This window comes from Bradyrhizobium sp. sGM-13 (genome assembly GCF_018398875.1).
In the GTDB taxonomy this organism is placed as follows: domain Bacteria; phylum Pseudomonadota; class Alphaproteobacteria; order Rhizobiales; family Xanthobacteraceae; genus Bradyrhizobium.
In genome coordinates, this window is record NZ_JAGWDK010000009.1 from 17,599 (window position 1) to 37,555 (window position 19,957).

Sequence of the window (19,957 nt, forward strand, 5' to 3'; positions counted from 1 at the left end):
AATCAAGTTCGGTGACAAGGTTTGCGAGCGAGGACGCCGCGGAAAAACGGTTCGAGCAGAACGATCCGGAAGGTGTGGCCTTCGAGTATGAGGTCTTGGAGTGAATGCCGAAGGAGGCTCTGATGCGCATTCTGGCCTTGGCGATTTTGGCTATCGGGATAGTCTCAATAGGGCCGGTGGCCGCCCAGACATACGATCCGGCTTATCCGGTTTGCCTGCGGGTATATGGCCCGGCCACCTATTACGAATGCCGCTACACGTCGCTGCCTCAATGCAACGCGTCGGCATCGGGCCGCTCGGCACAGTGCGTCATCAATCCATATTTCGGAGGTTATCAGCGGCATCACCGGGTCTACTGAAGTGAACCGTGGCCGCAGGACCGGTTACGCCGTGCTCTTGGTGCTGGCCATCGTATGGCAGACGCTGGGGTCACTGTAGCCTACAAAAAGCCCGGCCAGTGGCCGGGCTAACTCGGTAAGTAACTGCACGTGCTGAAACCGGGACATTGAAGCATCAGGAATGCGGTGCGTCTGTCACAAAGCTGACACTGGAACAATGATGCGACACTGTGCCCAGGAAAACGTGGCATGTGTGAAGCTAATATGACAGTGGATGGCTTGCCGGGTAGCCTTTGCTGCCAGCCCAATACCTAAAGCCGTTGATTAGCAGCAGCGTTGCGTATCCGCGCCGGAGCCGCTGGCCGCAATGAGCCCGCCAGCGTGACCGGCGGCAGTTTGGATCCGAGCAGAGCAAAGGAGCGGTATTCACGGCACCAATTTAACCCGTGCTCAAGACAGCGAGCTGCCGTGATGATCCGCTTTGCTTGCTTTGGGGCCTTTGTAGCTTTTGCTCTTGCCGAACCAGCTTTGGCCACGGGCGGATGTGGAGTCGGGTGCAGCAGCACGTCTGAAGGGGCTTGTGTCCGCGATGGATGGCAGCAAGGTTTGCCCGTTCGGAACGTGTGCCCGGCCACATCCCAGCCATCTCCTTCTTGCGGCCCAATCACCGATGGAGTCGGCCATCCGTGATATGCGTACCGCGTTGAATCGAGCGGCCCCGGCAATACGCAACGCACCGGGGGCCGCCAACCAGGAGATTCCCCCGGCTAGTGGCTTTGGGGACATGCAGCCAGGGGACTTACAGAATAGCCCGCCACCGGGCGCGCGGTCTGTACGGCCGCTGACAAAGGGCAGGTCCGCCAGCGTGAAGCGGCGGGCCAGTCATACGCCTGTGGCATAGGCATTGCACCCGATTAGGCGACTGGGATTTCAGAGCCCAGTCTGAGACAAGGCGCCGCCGGGATAGGGTATTTCGAGCCCGGCGGCGTATCTTTTTAAGGCCCATCCATCCCAACGCAAGCTCGCTGCCCACTGGAGCCGGACAGAGTCCCGCGGCCTGTTGCCATGCAGGACTTGCCAGCCTCCGCAATCATCCTCACCCTCTGCTCACAGCTCAGCGCCGGCCATCTGTCAGCGCACCATAGGTCCGCAAGGTGATCTTCCAGGTGATTGCTGCCAAGGATGGTGCTGGAGCCGGGTCCGGCCCCAGCCGCCCGCCATTAGGCAGCCCTCCGCGCTCACCAAGCGATTTCTTGTCCATAGGTAACGGAACGTACCTGAGACATGAGTGACAACCTCGTGCCGAACGGGTTGTCGTGCTCACGGGTCCTCGTTGCCGGAGCCTTCCAACAATGGAAGGCTCTGCGCACGACGTTGCCGGACGACATGCGCAGAGCCGCGCCACGCCAGGGAACTCCCCAAAGGGCACTCCCCAAAATGGCTTATTCAGGCTGATTTCGATTCTTGGCAGAATTGGGCACGATGCTGCGGCTTGGGCAATCACCTTTGGAGAGATGCGCGAATCGGGCGCCTGCGGTGTCGTCGTGTTCTGCGGCGATTATCCACTGTCGCCCCTTCGACCGTCCTCGACGCCGATCGTTGATACGATCTGCCTGAAAACGGACTCCATCTTTGCAACGCTTTAAGAGTTCAGTGCTACCAAGGCAGTATTTTAAAGCGGATTATTGCGATGGTGGAAACTCGGATTGCCCCACGTGTTCGCGTGATGAAGCCTGCCAAGATCGATTACGGCGGCGACAAGTATCCTTGCATCGTTCGTGACATATCCAGCACGGGCGCGGCGCTGGACTTTTCCGAGCTGATCCGCATTCCCAATGCGTTCACATTGATCTTGCCGGATGACAAGCTAAAGCTCCCTTGTCGCGTTGTGTGGCGCAAGGAGTACAGACTTGGCGTGGTCTTCGACCTGTAGCTCTATGCAGCCATTCGGCTCCCGATGTCCGGCTGCGCTACTCTCACCCGCATTGGCTTGCCGCCCGAAATAGTTATGACGCTCTTCGCTTTCGGGCTAACAATTCGAAGCGGACAAGTATAGCCGTGCAAGCGGCCAGCGCGGTCAAAGCCATCAAGAGAACCGTCGTGAGCATGGCAAATCTCCAGCCCGATGATTCGCAATTTCCTAAAGTCTGAACTATCTCAATCGAATCCTTAAGAAAAAGTTAACGGCCTGACTTCTAATGGGCCGTTGCTCAGCTCGGGCATCCGGGTTGAGCCTGCCCGGGAGCACCTCAGCCGGGGTCGTAGTCCTTGGGACAATCGCGCCGCTCAAAGCTGCGCTCACACACAGAGAGACCGCCCTTCGGGCAGCCATTTTGTTTCTGGCAAGCTCCTTGCTCTCCGCACAGCATTGCCACGTATCGCTGCCAATGATGTGCCATTGCGGAGCAAACAAATGAACCAGCCCCAATTCAAGACAGCGGATCTGCGACATCTTGTTCGCGCTCAAGCCAAGGGACAGGCCATGGCAGAGCGCAAGCGGCTCGCAACGGACCGCGCGCTTAGGCGGAAGCATCAACAAACTGAAGCAACGCTAATCGATATCAAGAACGCCCTCCGCCTCCTTGATCAAAGCATTGAGGCTGAACTACAGAACAGTCCGACGAGAGATCCTCATCACTTCGCATTTCCGATGACGGTGAGAGCTTTGATCGCGCGCCGCGAAAATCTTAAATCGACTATTACGTTGCTTTTGCTTGAGCTCACCGAGAGCGATCACAAACGTGTCGATGGCGGCTGCACACGTCCGTAATGGCGGGCCTTTTAGAGAGAGGACATCGCGGTCGGTAAGGTTGACTGGTTAGGTTAAACTGCAAGTTCGATTGCCGCCTGCTGCGGCGACGCCTAATGATCAGCCACCGGACACTCCCCCAAGCGTCCGGGCCCACACCGGCAAGCCGTCAGGCGACCATGCTCCGCCTGGCGGCTTTGTCTTGCTGGCCGAACGTCCTCCTTTTCCATCTAGCTCCGCTGTTCCTCGCCTAACGTCAAGATTACTACCGCTACCTGAAACAAACGGCTGCGTACCTGGTTATTAACAAAAACACATGGACGCCACCGTGCAATCTCATCTGGAACCGGTCACACGACGGCGTCCTCCTGCAATCGGTAAGCGGGAGGCCGAACAATGATCGAGCTGTCAGCAGGGATCCTCGCCCTGATTAGCGTGGGAATCTTCGCCGCTCACGCGCTGGATGCCTACCGCACCGACTAGCGCACGAGCGGAGAAACAAAATGTCGCCTGAGGTGCCACGGCGCCTCAGGCGCATTCGTCAGACGTCTGCTGCCGCCTGTAAATCTCCTGTCCGACGGAGGTCCTTGGCCGCCGGATTGATGGGCCACGAGCGCAGCCTTAGGCACTCCTAGCTGCTGAGGCTTGAAGAGACCACCACGACCCACGGTCGATCCATCTTCTCTGCAATTGCTTGGGCCGAAAAGTTCCATAGCTCCGGTGCGACTGCCGACGTATCCGCTACGGCCGGCGCAACTGCGCGAGAGCCTCGACGACCACCGATACCAGCGACGCCATGGTGTACGGCTTCGGCAGCCATCCGAGCGGGGCGTAGGGCTCGGCGCGCCCGCGCGTGTACACATCGTCGTGCGCGGTCGCAAAGATGCAGCGAATGGCGAAGTCCTGATAGAGTTGCCGTGCGGCGTCGATGCCGTCGCGGGTGCTGGCCAGGCGAATATCCATCACGGCAAGCGTCGGTTGGGCCTCGCTGGCGAGCGCGACGGCTTCCTCGGCGGTAGTGGCCGGACCAACAACTTCAAAGCCGGCAGCCGTCAGCGCGACTTCGGATTGCATGGCGATCAAGAAATCATCCTCGACGACAAGAACCCGCAGCGGGCCCTGCTTCCCTTCCTTGCGCCGGGTCTCTTCAGCAGGTGGCGACGAATTCCGGTCCGGCTCGGATGGCAACGCAACATGCCCTGCATTCTGGTGGAGCGTCGTCATCGATCACCGGCCTAACTCTTGGCAACAGGGAAATCGAGGCACGCCCGCGAAGGGCTTTTCGTGACGTGAAGTGTTCCATGGAGCTGGCGCGCGAGGCCGAGCACGAGCTGGAGCCCAGACGACGTCTTGCGCACGGCCTCCAGATCGAAACCCTCCCCGTCATCCTCGACGCAGAGCGCCAGCCGTCCGTCATGTTCGGTCAGGCTGATCCGGACGCCCTGCCTCGCGTGATCCTTGATGCCGTGCTTCACCGCATTGGTCAGCAGCTCGTTCAAGATCAGGGCGAGCGGCATCGCCACGTCGTTGGAAAGCACACCGTGCGCCGCGCCACACTCAATTCGCGCATCCGCCGGCAGCAACTGTCGGATGGTCTGGCAGACCGCCGGCAGAAATTCTTCCGCATCGAACCGGCTTGTATCGCTTCGGCCATACAGCACGCGCTGCGCTGCCGCCATGGCCGCGATCCGTGCGCTGGCTTCGTTCAGGACTTTCCGCGCCTCCTCGCTGTGGGCTGTTCTTGCGGCGGAGAACAGCAGCGACTGCAGCATCTGCATGTTGTTCTTGGTGCGATGATTGAGTTCATCGAGCAGCAGGCGCTGCTGGGTTTCGGCCTGCCGTCGCTCGCTGATATCGACCAGCATGTTGATGGCACCTGTGACCTTGCCGGAAGAATCCCGCAGCGGCGTCGGGAATGGGATAAACGGCACCCGCGTCCCGTCCGGCCGCTCTGCGACCGCTTCGGCGCCACGCACCGCGCGTCCTTCCTTCAGCGCAACCGCCATCGGACACTGGTCGTGCGGAAGCGGCGTGCCGTCCGGCATGTACAGCTTCCACGTGACGCACCATTCGTCAGTGCCGAGCACGGGCATCCGACCTGAGAATTCCACCGCCGCTTCATTGAAGTAGGTAATCTTCCCCTGCGCGTCTGTTGTGTAGATGGCGGCTGGAATCGCCGCGAGCAGTTCCTTGAGACGCAGTTCGCTCTCCTGAACCTTGCGTTCGGCCTCCTTGCGATCGGTGATGTCGCGGGCGATCTTTGATGCGCCGATGATGGTCCCTGTATCGTCGCGCACGGGCGAGACGGTCAGCGAGATGTCCAGAAGTCTTCCGTCCTTCCGCCGGCGAACCGTCTCGTAATGGTGGACGCGCTCGCCGCGCCGGATGCGGGCCAGGATCCCGGGCTCCTCGTCTTCACGTCCTGGCGGAAACAGAATGGTCACGGGCTTACCGATGGTCTCGCCGGCGGTATAGCCGAACAGCCGCTCAGCGCCAGGATTCCAGGTCCGGATGATCCCGTCGAGATCCTTGCTGATGATCGCATCGTCGGAGGACTCGACAATGGACACAAGCTGCTGTGCCCTTTGTTCGGCGGCCGAGCGCGCCTCCTCCGCCCTCAGCTTGGCAATGCCGAAGCCGAGTTGCCGGGCCAGCGTCAGGGCGACATCGACCCCCGGATCGGTGAAGCGATGCGGGCTGTCGTAATAGGCCATGAATTTTCCGGCGAGCCGGCCGCCGATCAGGATCGGAATAAAAGCGACGGCCGCAATCTTCTCGCGCGCAATCGTTTCCTTGAGGGCATCAGACAGGCCAGAAGCGCCAATGTCCTCGAAATAGACCGGACGCGGATTTCTTTCATCCTTCGCCCATGGCGAATGCCCCTCAACTGCCCGCCGGTACCCGTCCGACAGGCCCCGCCATCCGACGAAACGCATCACCTCGCGCTCGTCGAACAAAAGGATGGAGGCGCGATCGCAGGCGAGCGCCGCGAGGATAGCGTCCAAGGCGGCGTCGTAAACATCCGAAAACGACGTAGCGCGTTGCAGCTTTTCGGAAAATTCGAACAGCGCCCCCTGCTCCTCGCTACGGCGTGCCAGCGCTAGTTCGGTTTCCTTGCGGGCGCTGATGTCATGTTGAACGCGGACCGCGTAAAGGAAATTTCCCGATGCATCGCGGACGCTTACGGACGTAACTTCCGCCCAGAAGGATGAGCCGTCCTTGCGGACGATTCGCTTTTCGATGGTGTAGCGATCGATGTCGCCCGTGATCTGTCGCCTGAACTGCGCGAGATCATGCGCGACGTCGTGCGGCGAGGTCTCGTCAAAGATGGAGCGGCCGAGCAGGTCGGCCGCTTCGTGTCCCATCAGTTCGCAGAGCGTCTGATTGACGCGCAGCATCCGCCCAGCCTCGTCGATCTCGACGATGCCGACGCCGACATGCTCGTAGGTGATAGCCAGCCTGTCTTCGTGCGCCTGCCGCCGTTCATCAAGAGGTATATGATGGACGTCGGGGATGGCGGACCGGCCTGGCTGGGAGAGGGTCTTGGCCGTCAATTGCTGGATATTCATTCCCGCCATCCCTGCCACAAAGCAATTTTGGGTCGCACGATACTCGGTGTCGGCACATGCAGGGACCCGCACGCACGACCGCTGAGCGCTTGACCTTGGAAAAATCCGGCAAGAGAAAATTTGTTCCTAACTGTGGCCGGGCGCCGAAATGTCAGTCTTCCGGCGCGCTTTGTTTCCCGCAGGATGGGTCGCAATTTGATCGCTAGCACCCGCGGCAGATCCCGGTGAACCTACTCACCTCCGGCCGCCCCCGCGGCCGAACCGGCGGCTTACGCGGAGCCTTGCGCGCACTGATGATCCGCTGCGAGGCGCTTGGATATGGCGGCGTCACGACACGTGCGCGCGGCGCCTCGACTGAGCCGTAGGAGACGGCCGGCGGCGGGGGGTTGGGGCGGAGCGGTGGCACGTTCGCGGCATTGCTGATGCCGCTGGGATCGGAGAGGGCCCTGGGGTTGGCCGGTCCGAACGGCACGCCCGATATCGGCGAATTGCCGGCGCCTGCCGAGCCGGCTGGCGGCATCAATTGTGCTGATGCATTTACGGGAACCATCAGGTTGAGCGCCACGAAGAGAACAAGCGCCGGATTGCGGGACATCGAGGTCTCTCCAGGAGGCTCCCACTCAACGAACATGTAGGGCGCGCGTTCCCCAGCTTCCAGGCGAGCCCATTTCGTGCTGCCCGCCCTGTCACGAGTAGGCGTCGGCGGGAGAATCAGTCCTAATCAAGGCGCGATCACGTTTTGAGATTCCGGCGGCATGAACCAGCCTGAAGTGCTCGACTCCGATATCCGCGCCCTGCAGCAATGGCTGCGCGCTGCCTGGCAGCAGCTTGGCGATCCCACCCTCACCGTCTTCGCCCGGCGCGAGCTTCGCAACCAGATGAAGCAGTGCAGCTCCGACTTGCGGGAGTGCCTGCAAAGGGTGGCTGAACAACAGCCCGAGCCGGTCCAATCACCGGCCTCGCCCTTTTCCAGGCCAGAACTGCGAATCCTGTCGTGGTGACGGAACGCGATTAGGCGCCTGCCCCTCCGTCTATGCTCGACGGCCTGCCCTGTTGATAACCCGCGAGCCTGTTGGCGAGCATCGAAACAGGCCGGCATCGTGTGCTATCGCCATACGGCCTGATTAACGACGGACAGAACACATGCGGATTACCCTGGTCGGTTCCCGCCATTTTGGCGTGACGACAATGAACACCCTGCGCCAACATGGGGTCGATATCGTTCGCGTCGTCGTTCACGACGGCGAAGACCGGCTTGCCGCCGCGGCGCACGCCGCCGGGATTGACGTCGTGGTGCAGACCGATCCGAAGCGCGTGATCGCCTCCGAAATCGCACCAGGGACCGACCTGATCGTCACTGCACACAGCCATGCCCGCGTCACCAGGGAGGCCCTGGCCACAGCCAAACTCGGCGGCATTGGCTATCACCCCTCGCTGCTGCCCCGGCATCGCGGCATCGCCGCTGTCGAATGGACCATCAAGGAAGGCGATCCGATCGCTGGCGGTACCATCTACCATCTCGCCGATCGGATGGATGCCGGCGCGATTGCCGCGCAGGAATGGGTGTTCGTCAAAAAAGGCGAAACCGCCCGGGAGCTCTGGGAGCGCGCGCTGGCGCCGCTTGGCCAGAAATTGTTGGCCGATGTTATTTACCACGCCAAAGCCCACGGCAGCCTGCCGGCCACGCCCCAGGATGAGGAATTTGCCACCAAGGCACCGAGCGTGACTGACGCCAAGCATTGACCTCTACCATAATACCGCAAAAGCGTCGCAATTTGCCGCAATCGCGACAAAACTGCGGATTTTTCCGTTCCTCCACCGGAACCAGATTCACCTTGATGTGTTTGAGATCGCGGGAACATTCCACAGTGCTGCGGCGCACCCAAGTTTGGACACATTGTGACCAGATAAGGCGAGCCATCACACACATTTCGAGGACTTGATCCATGCGCTCCAACCGCATTCACAACCTGTTGTTTGTTTCGTTGCTTGCTTCCGCCGCCACCTTTGCCAGCGCTCCCGCCTCCGCCCAGAACCCCTATGACGGCCTTTGGCAGGTGACTGTAGTCACAAAAACGGGCAATTGCGATGCGCAGACTACGTCGACCGTGAATGTCACCGGCGGCAAGATTTCGGGCGGTCCGGTTTCCGGCAGCGTCGGCAGCGGGGGACTTGTGCGAGTCTCGATCAATGGTGCATATGCGAACGGTCAACTCAGTGGCAACTCCGGATCGGGGAAATGGAATGGGGCTTCAGCGGGCGTCGCATGTAGCGGTCGATGGGAAGCGTCCCGTCAATAAGACAAGCCAGACTTTTGAATCTTCTGCCAAAGCGCGGCGGCTGACATTCGCAGCCGTCGCTTTTTTTATGACGGCCTTTATGACGGCCTTGGCCACCACCACTACGAGCCACGCCCAGTCCAGTACGTTCGCCGGCATGGCCGGCACGTGGTCCGGTCCTGGCACGGTGACGCTGGATGACGGTTCGAGCGAGCGGATCCGCTGCCGCTCCACCTACAAGGTGATCGGGGCCAGCATGGAAATGGCCCTCACCTGCGCCAGCGACGCCTACAGGTTCAACCTGCAAGCGGCGGTGGTCTCAGCCGGAGGCGAAGTCAGTGGCACCTGGAGCGAAACCAGCCGGAACATCGGCGGCACCATCCAGGGCCGCGGGGCTGGCGGCAGTTTCCAGGTGATCGCCCAGGCGGCCGGATTCGCCGCCAACATCTCGCTGAAGACCACCGGCAACAAGCAGCAGATCGCCCTGAGGGCCGACAGCGTGTTCCGCGCTGCCAATATCTCGCTGTCGAAGTAGACCAATCCCCGCCCGCCACCTGTCATCGCCCGCCAACGGATCGTGCGAATGCGCGGGCGACGACAGCACGGAGTTGGCGATCGCTCTTAACTCGTCTTCGGCTTCTCGAGCTTCGCCGCGGTCTCCTTGATCGTCTTGGCGATCAGCAGGGCCTGCTCCCTGTTGAACGCAAAATCCTGCACGCCGCGGTGCGTGGTCAGCGCCAGCACCATGATGTGAGGCTGGTGCTCGGGCCAACCGGTTGCGAAGGCGGTAACGAAATCTGCAGAGGTCGATCGAGTAGCGGTCATTGGCTCACGGTATCCTTTTGTTCTTTCCGGCGCGCCTGATGAAACGGACAGCGCCCGTGCGGCAGTTGTGATGTCCGGTTACGCCTTGGGCACGAAGGCGGTGACTTCGATTTCGACCTTGGCCCTGACGTCGACCAACCCGTCGATGTAGAGCAGCGTCGACGGCGGGAAATTGCGCCCGAGTGTTTCCTTCCAGGCCGCACCGATGCCGGGACCTGCGGCTTCGTATTCGCTGCGGCTGGTCAGGTACCAGGTCAGGCGCACGATGTGCTCGGGGGCTGCGCCTGCTTCCCCAAGCAGCTTGACGATGCGCTTGAGCGCCGTGCCGACCTGCGCGGCCATGTCTGGAGCATACTCGCCCTTCTCGTCGCCGCCGGTCTGGCCGGCCAGCACGATCCATTTACCAGGGCCGTCGACCTCGACACCATGCGAGAAGCCGCGGGGTTTCGACCATTCGGCCGGTTGCAAGATGCGCATGCGTACGTTCCTCCTCAATTCCCGTGGTTATTCCGGGACGGTCCGAAGGACCAGACCTCAGATGCGCAATTGCGCATCGGGGAATCCCGAGATTCCGGATCGCCGCTGCGCGACGTCCGGAATGACGCTCAAAGTCCGCCGCTCTTAGCACTGAACCGGCAGCCGCTCCCACAGTGAAATTGCAAAGGCATGCATCGCTGCCCCCGCGCATTTGCGCGTTGCAAATTGTGGCGCGCTCGCCGATACCGGCCTGCCCTCAACTGATCTCCCCGCGAATGGACCGCACACAATCCAAAACCCTGGCCGCGCTGTGGATGGCCGGCTGGCTGACCCTGATGCTGATCATCGCGATCGCCGGGCGCGAGGCGGCGCGCGAGATCAACGTGTTCCAGCTCATGGAGATGCGCTCGATCCTCGGCTTTCTGATGCTGTACCCGCTGATCCGCGCCAGGGGCGGATTTGCCATGATGAAGACGAAACGCCTGCCGGAGCACGTTGCGCGCAACCTCATTCACTATGGCGCTCAACTCGGCTGGTTCTTTGCGCTCACGCTGATCCCGATCGGTCAGGTGGTGGCGATCGAATTCACTATGCCGATCTGGACTGCGATCCTGGCCGCTACGTTTCTGGGTGAGCGCATGACGCCCTGGAAGATCGCTGCGATCGTGCTCGGAATCGTCGGCGTCTTTGTGATCGTTCGCCCCGCTGCCAGCGAGATCAATCCGGGGCAGTTGATCGCGCTGGCGGCCGCGGTCGGGTTCGGCGTTTCGGTAGCGATGGTGAAGTCGCTTACCCGGACCGAGCAGACGCTCTCGATCATGTTCTGGATGCTGGTGATACAGTCGGCGGCCGGCCTCTTCCCCGCGCTCTACGTCTGGACCTGGCCGCCAGCCCATCTGTGGGGCTGGGTGGTGGTGATCGCGTTTTGCGGCACGTTTTCCCACTACTGCATGGCGCGCGCGATGCTGCACGCGGATGCCACCGTGGTGATCCCGATGGACTTTCTGCGGGTTCCATTGAGCGCCGCTGCGGGCTGGCTGATCTATTCGGAACGGCTGGATGCATTCACCGTGTTCGGCGCGGCGCTGATCCTCACCGGCAATCTGCTGAACCTGAAACCGAATCCTTCGCCGCCTGCGCGCGTGCAAGGCTGAAGTTTATTTCCCGGGCTGTGATCTAGATCACGCTACCGCGCGTGTCGCGAGGGTAACGGATGGCTCGGGATTTGGCCGTTCGGCTGCTTTTTTGTGGTGCGAAGCGGGCGATATTTGTAATGTCCAGCCAGCGTTACAGCCAAAGCCTTTGTTGATTCTGCAGGGGGATTTCTTATGCGTTACCCAACGCTCATTTTGTCCGTCATATGCATGGTCTTTGCGGCCGGAACCGCTCAAGCCGAAAAGCGCGTCGCTTTCGTCGTCGGCAACGGCACCTACAAGAACGTCGCACCGCTTCCGAATCCCTCCGTTGACGCCAAGGCGATGGCCGCCGCGCTACGCAATGTCGGATTCGAGGTGGTCGAAGGGTCCAACCTCACGCGCGACAAGATGACCGAACGTCTGCTCGACTTCGGCAAGAAGGCGCAAGGCGCCGACGTTGCGCTGTTCTTCTATGCCGGCCACGGCATTGCCATCTCCGGCACCAACTATCTGTTGCCGATCGACGCCGACATCAAATCCGAAATGGACGTCAAGCTTGGCGCCGCGATCAATATCGACCTCACCCTCGAGCAGACCATGGGCGATGCCAAGGTCAAGCTGGTGTTCCTCGACGCCTGCCGCGACAATCCGTTCGCAGCCAAGATCAAGTCGAACTCCGCCACCCGCAGCGTCAACGTGCAGACCGGCCTCGCCGAAATGAAGTCCGGCGAAGGCACGCTGATCGCGTTTGCGACCGGCCCGGGCCAGACCGCGCTCGACGGCCAGGAAGGCGGCAATAGCCCGTTCACGCGCGCCTTGCTCGCCAACCTTACCCAGCCTGGCGTCGAGATCCAGCAGGCGATGACCAAGGTCCGTGCCCAGGTCAACGAAGAGACCAACAAGGGTCAGCTCCCCTGGGGTCACACCAACCTGATCGGCGCGGTCTACCTGAACGGCGCGCCCGCGCCCGGCGCCGTGGCGGCTGCAGCGCCGGCGTCGGGTCCAAAGCCGGGCTCCGACGTTGAACTGGAGTTCTGGCGCTCGATCAAGGATTCCAACAAGCCGGAAGAGTTCAACGCCTATCTGACCAGCTATCCCAACGGTCAGTTCCGGTCGCTGGCGCTGTCGCGGATTGCGTCGCTGGAGAGCGGTGCAAAGGATGCAACCCGCAATCTGAGCACGGGTATCGATCCCGCGACCTTCAAGGACGAAGCAAACCAGACCACCGAGGACCAGATCGGCCTCGACAAAGGCCAGCGCCGCGACGTGCAGCGCCGCCTGAACGGGCTCGGTTTCGATACCAAGGTCACCGGCCAGTTCGACGCCCCGACCCGCGCCGTGATTACGCGCTGGCAGGCGGCGCGCGGCTATCCAAAGAGCGGCTACCTCAACAAGCTGCAGCACAAGGCGCTGCTGACGGAGATCGTGGCCGCCGCACCGACCGCGAGTTCCGATGAGGAGCGTCCCGCCCCCAAGCGCCGCGCCCCCAGCACCGTTCAGGCGCAGCCTCAAGCGCAGCCGCAGCAGCCCCCGCCGCAGCGCCAGTACAGCAACCCCGGCCCCGATCCGGCCGGTGCCGGACGCTTCATCGGCGGCGTCGTCGGCGGCATGCTGCGCTAACGGCAAGCGACCATCTGCCAAAAAAAGGCCCGGGATCATCCCGGGCCTTTTTCATTTGGCAGGTCGCAAACCAATAAGCCGCAAATCAATAAGCCTAGGAGCGTTCTATTTGCCTGCAGCCTTTCGCAGCGCCTCGTTGATGCGATCCTGCCAACCCGGACCACCCTCCTGAAACCATTCCAGCACGTCCTGATCGATCCGCAACGTAACCTGCTCGCGCACGCCGGGAACGGCGGCTTGTTTGGCGGGTGCTTGCGCCACCTTTGCGGTCGCGCGCTTGAATGCGGCCTCGGCTTCGGTGCGCGCATCGTTCAGGGTTCTCGGTCGCCGCGGCTGGTCCGCCATCGCTAAATTCCTTCAAACAAGGCCGTCGACAAATACCGTTCGGAGAATGATGGCACGACAGCCAGAATGGTCTTGCCGGCGCTCTCGGGACGTTTGCCGATCGCAAGCGCCGCCGCGATCGCAGCGCCCGAGGAAATGCCGCCGGGAATGCCCTCCATGCGCGCCAGCGCACGCGAGATTTCAATCGCCGTCGGACCGTTGACCCTGACGATCTCATCGATCACAGAGCGATCCAGAATGTCCGGAATGAAGCCGGCGCCGATGCCCTGGATCTTGTGCGGCGTATGCTGGCCGCCGCCCAGCACCGGGCTTTCCTCCGGCTCGACGGCAACGATCCGCAAAGATGGCCTGCGCGGTTTCAGCACCTGTCCGACTCCGGTGATGGTGCCGCCGGTGCCAACGCCGGCAACGAACACATCGATGTTGCCGCCGGTGTCGTTCCAGATCTCTTCCGCCGTGGTGCGGCGATGAATTTGGGGGTTGGCGAGGTTCTTGAACTGTTGCGGCATCACGGCGTTGGGCGTGCTCCGCACCAGTTCCTCAGCGGTTGCGATCGAGCCCTTCATGCCCTGCGCGGCGGGCGTCAGGATGATCTCGGCGCCGAGGAACGCCAGCATCTTGCGCCGCTCGATCGACATCGATTCCGGCATCACAAGCTTCAGCCGGTAGCCGCGTGAAGCCGCGACGAACGCCAGCGCGATGCCGGTATTGCCCGAGGTCGGCTCGATCAGCACGGTGTCGGCGTTGATCACGCCGGCCTTTTCCATCGCGATCACCATCGCCGCGCCAATGCGGTCTTTGACGCTCGCGGCGGGATTGAAATATTCCAGCTTGGCCAGGATGGTTGCGCTAACGCCATGTGCCTCCGGCAATTTGCGCAAACGAACGATTGGCGTGTCGCCGATCGCATCGACGATGGAGTCGAAGACCCGTCCCCGCCCCGGACGTTGCACTGCACTCGCGACTGACGATGCATCCATCTCGACACTCCTGTGACGACTATGTGCGGGAATTGGCGGCTGTTCCTACTTAGGAGCCGCTAGCGTTGATGCGCAAGGTGAAATCAACGCGTTGAAGAATTCGCTGCATTGCAAAACAAGAACGTCGGTAAATATCGCGAAATGAACGCATTTGTGTTGCCACATCGTCAAAGATTTTGGTGTATACTTTCGTAGTGAGCTGAACCAGAAGGTTCAGATCGCTAGGAGGTCACGATGCCAGCTTTTGCTGAAATCCGGTCGACCGTGCCGCTTGGACCAGATCCGCGTGGATGTGATCTGCCGACGTGCCCTGTGTGTGCTGACACCATGGTGGCCGCGGAAGCGTCAGCCTACCTCAACGACAACGTGATCAGCTATCTCTGGACCTGTGACACCTGCGGTTATGGTTTCGTGACCAAGCATTCGGTCAAGCGGTTCGCCTGTAATTGAGGGCATAGCGTTTTCAAGCGAAGTGGCATCCGGTTCGCGTGAAGAAAACGCGTCAAACTAAAATAGCCTATCTCGGAGCTATGTCACCGCGCGCCCAACCGGCGCGCGTTTGTTCTTGGAACGTCTCGAACGTGCCGGCGGTGATCGCGTCGCGCATGCCCTGCATCAGATACTGGTAATAGGCCACGTTGATTTCCGACAGCAGCATCGCGCCGAGCGTCTCTCCTGACCTCACCAGATGATGCAAATAGGCGCGCGAGACGTTGCGCGCCGAGGGCCACGCGCTCTCCTCGTCGAGCGGCCGCGGATCGTCGGCATGACGGGCGTTGCGCAGATTGATCTGGCCGAAGCGGGTGAATGCCATGCCGTGACGCCCGTTCCGCGTCGGCAGCACGCAATCGAACATATCGATGCCGCGCGCCACCGCCTCCAGCAAATCCTCGGGCGTGCCGACGCCCATCAGATAGCGCGGACGATCCGCGGGCAGCGCCGGCGCCGTTTCCTCGATCATCGCAAGCATCACCGCCTGCGGCTCGCCGACCGCCAGGCCGCCGATCGCGTAGCCGTGAAAACCGATATCCACCAATTCACGCGCGTTGATGTGGCGCATCGCGGGAATATCGCCGCCCTGCACGATGCCAAACAGCATGTAGCCATCAGGCGCGCTCTCGAATGCGCGCTTGCTGCGCTCGGCCCAGCGTAGCGACAGCCGCATCGCGCGTTCGATGTCGTCGCGCGAGGCCGGCAGCCGCACGCATTCGTCCATCTGCATGGCGATGTCGGCGCCGAGCAGGCGCTGCACCTCGATCGAACGCTCCGGCGACAGCTCGACCTTGGTGCCGTCGATATGCGAGCGAAACGTCACGGCCTTTTCGCTCACCTTGCGCAGGTCCGACAGCGACATCACCTGGAAGCCGCCGGAGTCCGTCAGCATCGGGCCGTTCCAGCCGGTGAAGGCCTGCAGGCCCCCCAGCACGGCGATCCGCTCGGCGCCCGGCCGCAGCATCAGATGATAAGTATTGCCGAGCACGATATCGGCGCCGGCATCGCGCACGTCGCGCCAGTGCATGCCCTTCATCGCGCCGGCGGTGCCGACCGGCATGAAGGCCGGCGTTTGCACCACGCCATGCGGCGTGGTCAGGCGGCCGGTGCGGGCATGGCCGTTGGTGGCGAGCAACTCGAAATGATTGGGAAGACTCATGGCGCTGCTTATTGCGTGCCGGGAACGGCCAATCAACCCGCCCGGTGCGCATTCCGAGCCACCCGTGCCCCACGCCGGACACAATTGAGCCGCCCAGAGCGCCTCAGCTCTCGCACTTGTTAAATAAAACGATACCGTATAGTTTTATAGGACAAGGCGGATGTCGCGGGCGATGAGGCCGGCGGCGGGTAGTAGCGTGTACGGTGACTGACGGCGAATGCCCTCCCCCTCTTTCCCGACTGGATCACTCCTCTCCGACCGATGGATCAGGAAGACAGGCCCACGCCTGCTCAGGTCAGCAGTCTTGCTGTGCAGCCTCGCGGCTGCCGCCTGCACGTCCCTGCCGCGGACGCCTTACAGCGCTGCGGATGCCTCTAGCGCCCGCGTGCTCGATATCGATGGCCTGCGGCGCTACACCGACGAACCCGTCACAAAATTCCGTTTCGAGAAAGACCAGTTCTCCTCAACCAAGACCTATCTCGCGCTCTCCGGCGGCGGCGCCGATGGCGCCTATGGCGTGGGCGTGTTGAACGGCTGGACCGCAGCCGGCACCCGCCCGACCTTCTCGGTCGTCTCTGGCGTAAGCACCGGCGGCCTGATTGCGCCGTTTGCGTTTCTCGGGTCCCAGTACGACGACACGTTGAGGGAGGTCTACACCAGCGGCATAGCAGAGAGCCTGCTCGCTGATCCCAGCATCATTCGCGTGCTGTTCGGATCCGGCCTGTTCGGCAATAAGCGACTGCGCGAGCTGGTGGCCCGCTATGTCGGGCCGGAGATCCTCGCCGCCGTTGCGCGCGAAAATGCCAAGGGCCGAAAACTGCTGGTGGTGACGACCGATCTCGACACCCAACGCACGGTCGTTTGGGACATGGGGAAAATCGCAGCCGTCGGTTCGCCCGAGGCGCTGCGCCTGTTTCGCGACGTGATGGCGGCCTCCGCCAGCATTCCCTTGGTCTTCCCGCCGATCCTGATCGAAGCCGAGGGCCAGGGCCGGCGCTTTGAGGAGATGCATGTCGACGGCGGCGTGACCGCTCCGGTCCTGACGCTGCCAGATGCCCTGCTCTTCCAGGGACGTCTGCCCGGAAACAGCCGGATGAACATCTACATTCTCGTCAACAAGAAGCTCGAACGAACTTTTGAACTCGTGTCCAACAGCACGATCGATGTCGCCTCACGCAGCCTGTCGTCGATCACCCAGTCCCAGACGCGTTCGGTCATCTTCTCGACCTACGATTTCGCCAAGCGCAACCGGTGGGGCTTCCATCTGTCCTATATTGAGCGCGACTATCCCGCGTCGCCCTCGGAGGGATTCGACACGGCCTATATGCGTGCCCTTTATCGGTATGGTTATGAGAAGGCTGCATCGGGCCGCGCCTGGACCTCGGCGCTTCCGTGAGCCGCCGCCTTGAAGAACAAGCGGGCCAGGTCTCTGAAGTTTGGCGTTTCATTCTTCCGTAGTGCCGAAAGACAATGGCCTCCAGAAGTATCAGACATATAGATAAGGTATTTGGCGTGACCCAGTGCCTTGGCCGGCAAGGGGAGCGGTGCTGACATGGTGGATTTCATGCTGCTTATGCCAGCAAGGCGTAGGAGTTAATCGTGAGCGCTAATAAAGCGATCAAACTTGCGGTGATCGGACGTGGTCTGATCGGGTCGGCGGCTGCGCGACATTTGTGCAAAATGGGCCATGATGTTGCACTGATCGGGCCCAATGAGCCGGCAGATTTTTCGAGCCACAGCGGCGTCTTTGGAAGTCACTACGATGAGGGCCGTATTACGCGAAGTTTCGATCCGGGGGCATTTTGGAGGCAGGTGAACCGCGCTGCGATTTCGCGCTACGGCGAGATTTCAGCGGAAAGCGGTGTAGAATTTTACCGAGAAGTCGGCGTGCTTCACGTTGGCTCTGGCGAAAGCAGCGACGTCGCTTCAGTTGGGAAAATCTGTACTGAGGCCGGGATCCTCTGTGAATCATATAGGGATACCGGGCTCGCGGAGCGATTTCCGTTTCTGAGATCAACGGCGGGTATGCAGGGGTATTTCGAGCCGCGGAATGCCGGATACATCAGCCCGCGCCGCTTGGTCCGGGCACAGACAATCGGGGCGGAGCGCGCCGGGGTTCAGATTATCGACGAACCTGCTCTAGGGATTCGGAAAGCGGCTCGGGTGTTACGATCCGGATGAGATCGGGCAGTGTCGAGGCCGAGCGTGTTCTCGTTGCGGCTGGCGGGCATACCCAATCACTGCTCGGTCAATCATTGGGCTTTACGGTCTATGGACGTACCGCGGCGCTGTTTCGGCTTGGGGCGGCAGAGGTTCAACGTTTAGCCGGAATGCCGTCGATGCGTTGTATCGGACCCAAAGGCCAGAATCCCTATATTCTGCCGCCAATCGCCTATCCGGACGGCCAAACTTGGCTAAAGCTCGGCGGTGATCCGGTTGATATTCCGCTCGAAAGCGAGGCGGATATCAAGGACTGGTTCAAATCGGGCGGATCAATCGACGTTGCTGATGGGCTTCAAACGCAGATCCTTGACCGTATTCGCGACTTCAATTTCGAAGAACGCCGCGTCGTGCCTTGCATGACCACCTTTGGCGACACGGGCCTGCCCCGCATCGGACCGCTTTCGAAGCGGGTATCGGTTGCATTCGGCTGCTACGGCAAGAGTGCGAAATGTTCGGACGAATTGGGTCGGTTAGGTGGCATGGCGCTGCTCGGTGAGGTTAGAGCAGAGCTCGCGCCCTGACTGAGTTTTGTGTGGGTTCTTCTGCAAGATGTTGTGCACCCAAGAGTGCTTCAGGGCCAAAGGCGCGCCAAACGCGGACGGCGAAGACGTCAGCGACAAGTTCGCCGTGGTGGAAGAGAGCCACGAGTTCACGTTGACGATATGGCCAATTCGGCCAGATTCGCGATGACGCCCCTCCTACTGCGCGTTATAGAACAATGACTGATATCACGACCGCGCAGGAATCGATGGGCATGGGATTGACTGCGACCAAGGCCAGACCGGCAAGACGAGAGGTCCCGAAGTCGCGCGGCGGCCGGCCGACGAAGAGCGCCGCCATCGAGCGCGATCAGCGGCTGATCGAAGTTGCCACCCGCCTTTTTTTGGACCGGGGCTATGACGCGACCTCGCTTGATGCGGTTGCGGAAGCAGCCCGGGTCAGCAAGCCCACCGTCTATTCGCGCTACGGCGACAAGCGCGGACTGTTTGCGGAGGTGCTGAGGCGCGAGATCGCGCGCTGGCTTGCGCCGCTTGCTGAGGCGGCGGAGGGGCAGCTCACGCGTTCCTCGGACATTTCGGTCGAGCAGCGCCTGATAGAGGTCGGGCGCGAGATGCTGATGTTCACCTGCGGGCCCGATGCCGTTGCGTTCAGCCGCATGATGACGTCACAGGCCATCAACTTTCCCGACATTGCCAAACTCGGCAAGGAAGAGGGCTGGTTGAAGGCCGTTTCCACGACCGCGCGCTTCTTTGATCATTTGGTCGCACAGGGCGCTATGGACGTCGAGGATACCGGCATCGCGGCAGAGGTCTTTCTCGACGTGGTCGTCGGTCACACGCACCGCATGGCGACGTTCGGAACGCCGCTGGAGATGAAGTCCGCCGAAAAACGCATGCGCTTGGCGATCAGGCTGTTCCTGGCCGGTGCGCTTGGACCATCGAGCCGCGTTCAGTCCGCCCCCAAGGGAACCACTAAGGGAACCATTCGGCGCCGCTCTTCCCGCTGACAATTCCGTGAGAACGGCGTTTCACGTGCGTTACCCCATGGCGCCATCGTTGACCAAAACAAAACGATACGGTATGGTTTTATTATAAGCGAGTGCGAGCTTCCGCTTTCACTGGTCCCAGCGGGGGCTCTCACCGCTTCGATCGCCGCAAGCGGCGGTACCTTTGCGGCGTTCCGCGGCCGGCCCGAATACCTCCAAAGGGTCGGCCGCGCTTTCTTCGAGGCGATCCGGCAACCGCCGGCCGAGACAGGCTCATCG

At 61.5% G+C, this 19,957-nt stretch carries 22 protein-coding genes; 14 read left to right on the forward strand and 8 right to left on the reverse strand.

Features of this window, described 5'->3' with window-relative positions; translation table 11 throughout:
* Positions 1-122 precede the first annotated feature (122 nt).
* From KJQ96_RS15175 to KJQ96_RS15185, 3 genes are all read left to right on the forward strand, one after another.
* Positions 123-359 (forward strand): DUF3551 domain-containing protein, encoded by a 237-nt coding sequence (locus KJQ96_RS15175; protein ID WP_213287397.1) that lies wholly within the window; start codon positions 123-125, stop codon positions 357-359.
* A gap of 1,669 nt (positions 360-2,028) precedes the next feature.
* Complete coding sequence (locus KJQ96_RS15180) at positions 2,029-2,271, forward strand: PilZ domain-containing protein (protein WP_213287398.1); 243 nt, start codon at positions 2,029-2,031, stop codon at positions 2,269-2,271.
* A 480-nt stretch (positions 2,272-2,751) separates the two neighbouring features.
* On the forward strand, positions 2,752-3,108 hold the full coding sequence (locus tag KJQ96_RS15185) for a hypothetical protein (RefSeq protein ID WP_213287399.1): 357 nt from the start codon (positions 2,752-2,754) through the stop codon (positions 3,106-3,108).
* Between the two features lie 720 nt (positions 3,109-3,828).
* Here KJQ96_RS15185 and KJQ96_RS15190 read toward each other — a convergent pair.
* The 3 genes from KJQ96_RS15190 to KJQ96_RS15200 all read right to left on the reverse strand — a co-directional run bounded on the left by KJQ96_RS15190 (position 3,829) and on the right by KJQ96_RS15200 (position 7,251).
* Complete coding sequence (locus KJQ96_RS15190; protein ID WP_249734099.1) at positions 3,829-4,275, reverse strand: response regulator; 447 nt, start codon at positions 4,273-4,275, stop codon at positions 3,829-3,831.
* Between the two features lie 47 nt (positions 4,276-4,322).
* Complete coding sequence (locus tag KJQ96_RS15195; protein ID WP_249734100.1) at positions 4,323-6,656, reverse strand: PAS domain S-box protein; 2,334 nt, start codon at positions 6,654-6,656, stop codon at positions 4,323-4,325.
* A gap of 202 nt (positions 6,657-6,858) precedes the next feature.
* Positions 6,859-7,251 carry a hypothetical protein gene (locus tag KJQ96_RS15200; RefSeq protein WP_213287402.1) on the reverse strand — a complete coding sequence of 131 codons (393 nt, stop codon included), beginning with the start codon at positions 7,249-7,251 and terminating at the stop codon, positions 6,859-6,861.
* 160 nt (positions 7,252-7,411) lie between these two features.
* Here KJQ96_RS15200 and KJQ96_RS15205 point away from each other — a divergent pair, with 160 nt between their 5' ends.
* The 4 genes from KJQ96_RS15205 to KJQ96_RS15220 all read left to right on the forward strand — a co-directional run bounded on the left by KJQ96_RS15205 (position 7,412) and on the right by KJQ96_RS15220 (position 9,470).
* Complete coding sequence (locus tag KJQ96_RS15205) at positions 7,412-7,657, forward strand: hypothetical protein (RefSeq protein WP_213287403.1); 246 nt, start codon at positions 7,412-7,414, stop codon at positions 7,655-7,657.
* Between the two features lie 142 nt (positions 7,658-7,799).
* On the forward strand, positions 7,800-8,399 hold the full coding sequence (locus KJQ96_RS15210) for a formyltransferase family protein (RefSeq protein WP_213287404.1): 600 nt from the start codon (positions 7,800-7,802) through the stop codon (positions 8,397-8,399).
* A 203-nt stretch (positions 8,400-8,602) separates the two neighbouring features.
* Positions 8,603-8,956, forward strand: coding sequence for a hypothetical protein (locus KJQ96_RS15215; protein WP_083754438.1), 354 nt, complete (start codon positions 8,603-8,605; stop codon positions 8,954-8,956).
* Positions 8,957-9,035: 79 nt separating this feature from the next.
* Positions 9,036-9,470 (forward strand): hypothetical protein, encoded by a 435-nt coding sequence (locus KJQ96_RS15220; protein WP_213287406.1) that lies wholly within the window; start codon positions 9,036-9,038, stop codon positions 9,468-9,470.
* Positions 9,471-9,556: 86 nt separating this feature from the next.
* On the opposite strand, the gene KJQ96_RS15225 is transcribed toward KJQ96_RS15220, so the two are convergent.
* Together KJQ96_RS15225 and KJQ96_RS15230 are read right to left on the reverse strand one after the other, a co-directional pair.
* The gene (locus KJQ96_RS15225; protein ID WP_213287407.1) at positions 9,557-9,760 is read right to left on the reverse strand and encodes a hypothetical protein; all 204 of its coding nucleotides are present in this window, start codon (positions 9,758-9,760) and stop codon (positions 9,557-9,559) included.
* Positions 9,761-9,838: 78 nt separating this feature from the next.
* Positions 9,839-10,237 (reverse strand): RidA family protein, encoded by a 399-nt coding sequence (locus KJQ96_RS15230; protein WP_213287408.1) that lies wholly within the window; start codon positions 10,235-10,237, stop codon positions 9,839-9,841.
* 275 nt (positions 10,238-10,512) lie between these two features.
* Here KJQ96_RS15230 and KJQ96_RS15235 point away from each other — a divergent pair, with 275 nt between their 5' ends.
* Positions 10,513-11,391 carry a DMT family transporter gene (locus KJQ96_RS15235; RefSeq protein WP_213287410.1) on the forward strand — a complete coding sequence of 293 codons (879 nt, stop codon included), beginning with the start codon at positions 10,513-10,515 and terminating at the stop codon, positions 11,389-11,391.
* 174 nt (positions 11,392-11,565) lie between these two features.
* Positions 11,566-12,993, forward strand: a complete 1,428-nt coding sequence (locus KJQ96_RS15240) for a caspase family protein (RefSeq protein WP_213287411.1) — start codon at positions 11,566-11,568, stop codon at positions 12,991-12,993.
* 105 nt (positions 12,994-13,098) lie between these two features.
* On the opposite strand, the gene KJQ96_RS15245 is transcribed toward KJQ96_RS15240, so the two are convergent.
* Complete coding sequence (locus KJQ96_RS15245) at positions 13,099-13,338, reverse strand: BrnA antitoxin family protein (protein ID WP_065729276.1); 240 nt, start codon at positions 13,336-13,338, stop codon at positions 13,099-13,101.
* 2 nt (positions 13,339-13,340) lie between these two features.
* Positions 13,341-14,318: a cysteine synthase A gene (gene cysK / locus KJQ96_RS15250; RefSeq protein ID WP_213287412.1), complete on the reverse strand. Its 978-nt coding sequence runs from the start codon at positions 14,316-14,318 to the stop codon at positions 13,341-13,343.
* A 234-nt stretch (positions 14,319-14,552) separates the two neighbouring features.
* Between cysK and KJQ96_RS15255 the strand changes: the two genes are divergently transcribed.
* Positions 14,553-14,768 carry a hypothetical protein gene (locus tag KJQ96_RS15255; RefSeq protein ID WP_213287413.1) on the forward strand — a complete coding sequence of 72 codons (216 nt, stop codon included), beginning with the start codon at positions 14,553-14,555 and terminating at the stop codon, positions 14,766-14,768.
* A gap of 67 nt (positions 14,769-14,835) precedes the next feature.
* Here KJQ96_RS15255 and tgt read toward each other — a convergent pair whose 3' ends face one another.
* Positions 14,836-15,969: a tRNA guanosine(34) transglycosylase Tgt gene (gene tgt, locus KJQ96_RS15260; protein ID WP_213287414.1), complete on the reverse strand. Its 1,134-nt coding sequence runs from the start codon at positions 15,967-15,969 to the stop codon at positions 14,836-14,838.
* Between the two features lie 304 nt (positions 15,970-16,273).
* Here tgt and KJQ96_RS15265 point away from each other — a divergent pair, with 304 nt between their 5' ends.
* From KJQ96_RS15265 to KJQ96_RS15280, 4 genes are all read left to right on the forward strand, one after another.
* Positions 16,274-17,365: a patatin-like phospholipase family protein gene (locus KJQ96_RS15265; RefSeq protein ID WP_249734102.1), complete on the forward strand. Its 1,092-nt coding sequence runs from the start codon at positions 16,274-16,276 to the stop codon at positions 17,363-17,365.
* 203 nt (positions 17,366-17,568) lie between these two features.
* On the forward strand, positions 17,569-18,150 hold the full coding sequence (locus KJQ96_RS15270; protein ID WP_213287416.1) for an FAD-dependent oxidoreductase: 582 nt from the start codon (positions 17,569-17,571) through the stop codon (positions 18,148-18,150).
* 74 nt (positions 18,151-18,224) lie between these two features.
* The gene (locus KJQ96_RS15275; protein WP_213287417.1) at positions 18,225-18,713 is read left to right on the forward strand and encodes a hypothetical protein; all 489 of its coding nucleotides are present in this window, start codon (positions 18,225-18,227) and stop codon (positions 18,711-18,713) included.
* A 233-nt stretch (positions 18,714-18,946) separates the two neighbouring features.
* Positions 18,947-19,699 (forward strand): TetR/AcrR family transcriptional regulator, encoded by a 753-nt coding sequence (locus tag KJQ96_RS15280; RefSeq protein WP_213287664.1) that lies wholly within the window; start codon positions 18,947-18,949, stop codon positions 19,697-19,699.
* The last annotated feature ends 258 nt before the right edge of the window (positions 19,700-19,957 follow it).

Bases quoted from the DNA above. Each gene is read 5' to 3' on its own strand.
- KJQ96_RS15230 (WP_213287408.1), bottom strand. From the start codon at position 10,237: ATGCGCATCTTGCAACCGGCCGAATGGTCGAAACCCCGCGGCTTCTCG.
- KJQ96_RS15245 (WP_065729276.1), bottom strand. From the start codon at position 13,338: ATGGCGGACCAGCCGCGGCGACCGAGAACCCTGAACGATGCGCGCACC.
- KJQ96_RS15240 (WP_213287411.1), top strand. From the start codon at position 11,566: ATGCGTTACCCAACGCTCATTTTGTCCGTCATATGCATGGTCTTTGCG.
- KJQ96_RS15225 (WP_213287407.1), bottom strand. From the start codon at position 9,760: ATGACCGCTACTCGATCGACCTCTGCAGATTTCGTTACCGCCTTCGCA.
- KJQ96_RS15185 (WP_213287399.1), top strand. From the start codon at position 2,752: ATGAACCAGCCCCAATTCAAGACAGCGGATCTGCGACATCTTGTTCGC.
- cysK (WP_213287412.1), bottom strand. From the start codon at position 14,318: ATGGATGCATCGTCAGTCGCGAGTGCAGTGCAACGTCCGGGGCGGGGA.
- KJQ96_RS15195 (WP_249734100.1), bottom strand. From the start codon at position 6,656: ATGAATATCCAGCAATTGACGGCCAAGACCCTCTCCCAGCCAGGCCGG.
- KJQ96_RS15175 (WP_213287397.1), top strand. From the start codon at position 123: ATGCGCATTCTGGCCTTGGCGATTTTGGCTATCGGGATAGTCTCAATA.
- KJQ96_RS15235 (WP_213287410.1), top strand. From the start codon at position 10,513: ATGGACCGCACACAATCCAAAACCCTGGCCGCGCTGTGGATGGCCGGC.
- KJQ96_RS15215 (WP_083754438.1), top strand. From the start codon at position 8,603: ATGCGCTCCAACCGCATTCACAACCTGTTGTTTGTTTCGTTGCTTGCT.
- KJQ96_RS15180 (WP_213287398.1), top strand. From the start codon at position 2,029: ATGGTGGAAACTCGGATTGCCCCACGTGTTCGCGTGATGAAGCCTGCC.
- KJQ96_RS15220 (WP_213287406.1), top strand. From the start codon at position 9,036: ATGACGGCCTTGGCCACCACCACTACGAGCCACGCCCAGTCCAGTACG.
- KJQ96_RS15280 (WP_213287664.1), top strand. From the start codon at position 18,947: ATGGGATTGACTGCGACCAAGGCCAGACCGGCAAGACGAGAGGTCCCG.
- KJQ96_RS15210 (WP_213287404.1), top strand. From the start codon at position 7,800: ATGCGGATTACCCTGGTCGGTTCCCGCCATTTTGGCGTGACGACAATG.
- tgt (WP_213287414.1), bottom strand. From the start codon at position 15,969: ATGAGTCTTCCCAATCATTTCGAGTTGCTCGCCACCAACGGCCATGCC.
- KJQ96_RS15205 (WP_213287403.1), top strand. From the start codon at position 7,412: ATGAACCAGCCTGAAGTGCTCGACTCCGATATCCGCGCCCTGCAGCAA.
- KJQ96_RS15200 (WP_213287402.1), bottom strand. From the start codon at position 7,251: ATGTCCCGCAATCCGGCGCTTGTTCTCTTCGTGGCGCTCAACCTGATG.
- KJQ96_RS15255 (WP_213287413.1), top strand. From the start codon at position 14,553: ATGCCAGCTTTTGCTGAAATCCGGTCGACCGTGCCGCTTGGACCAGAT.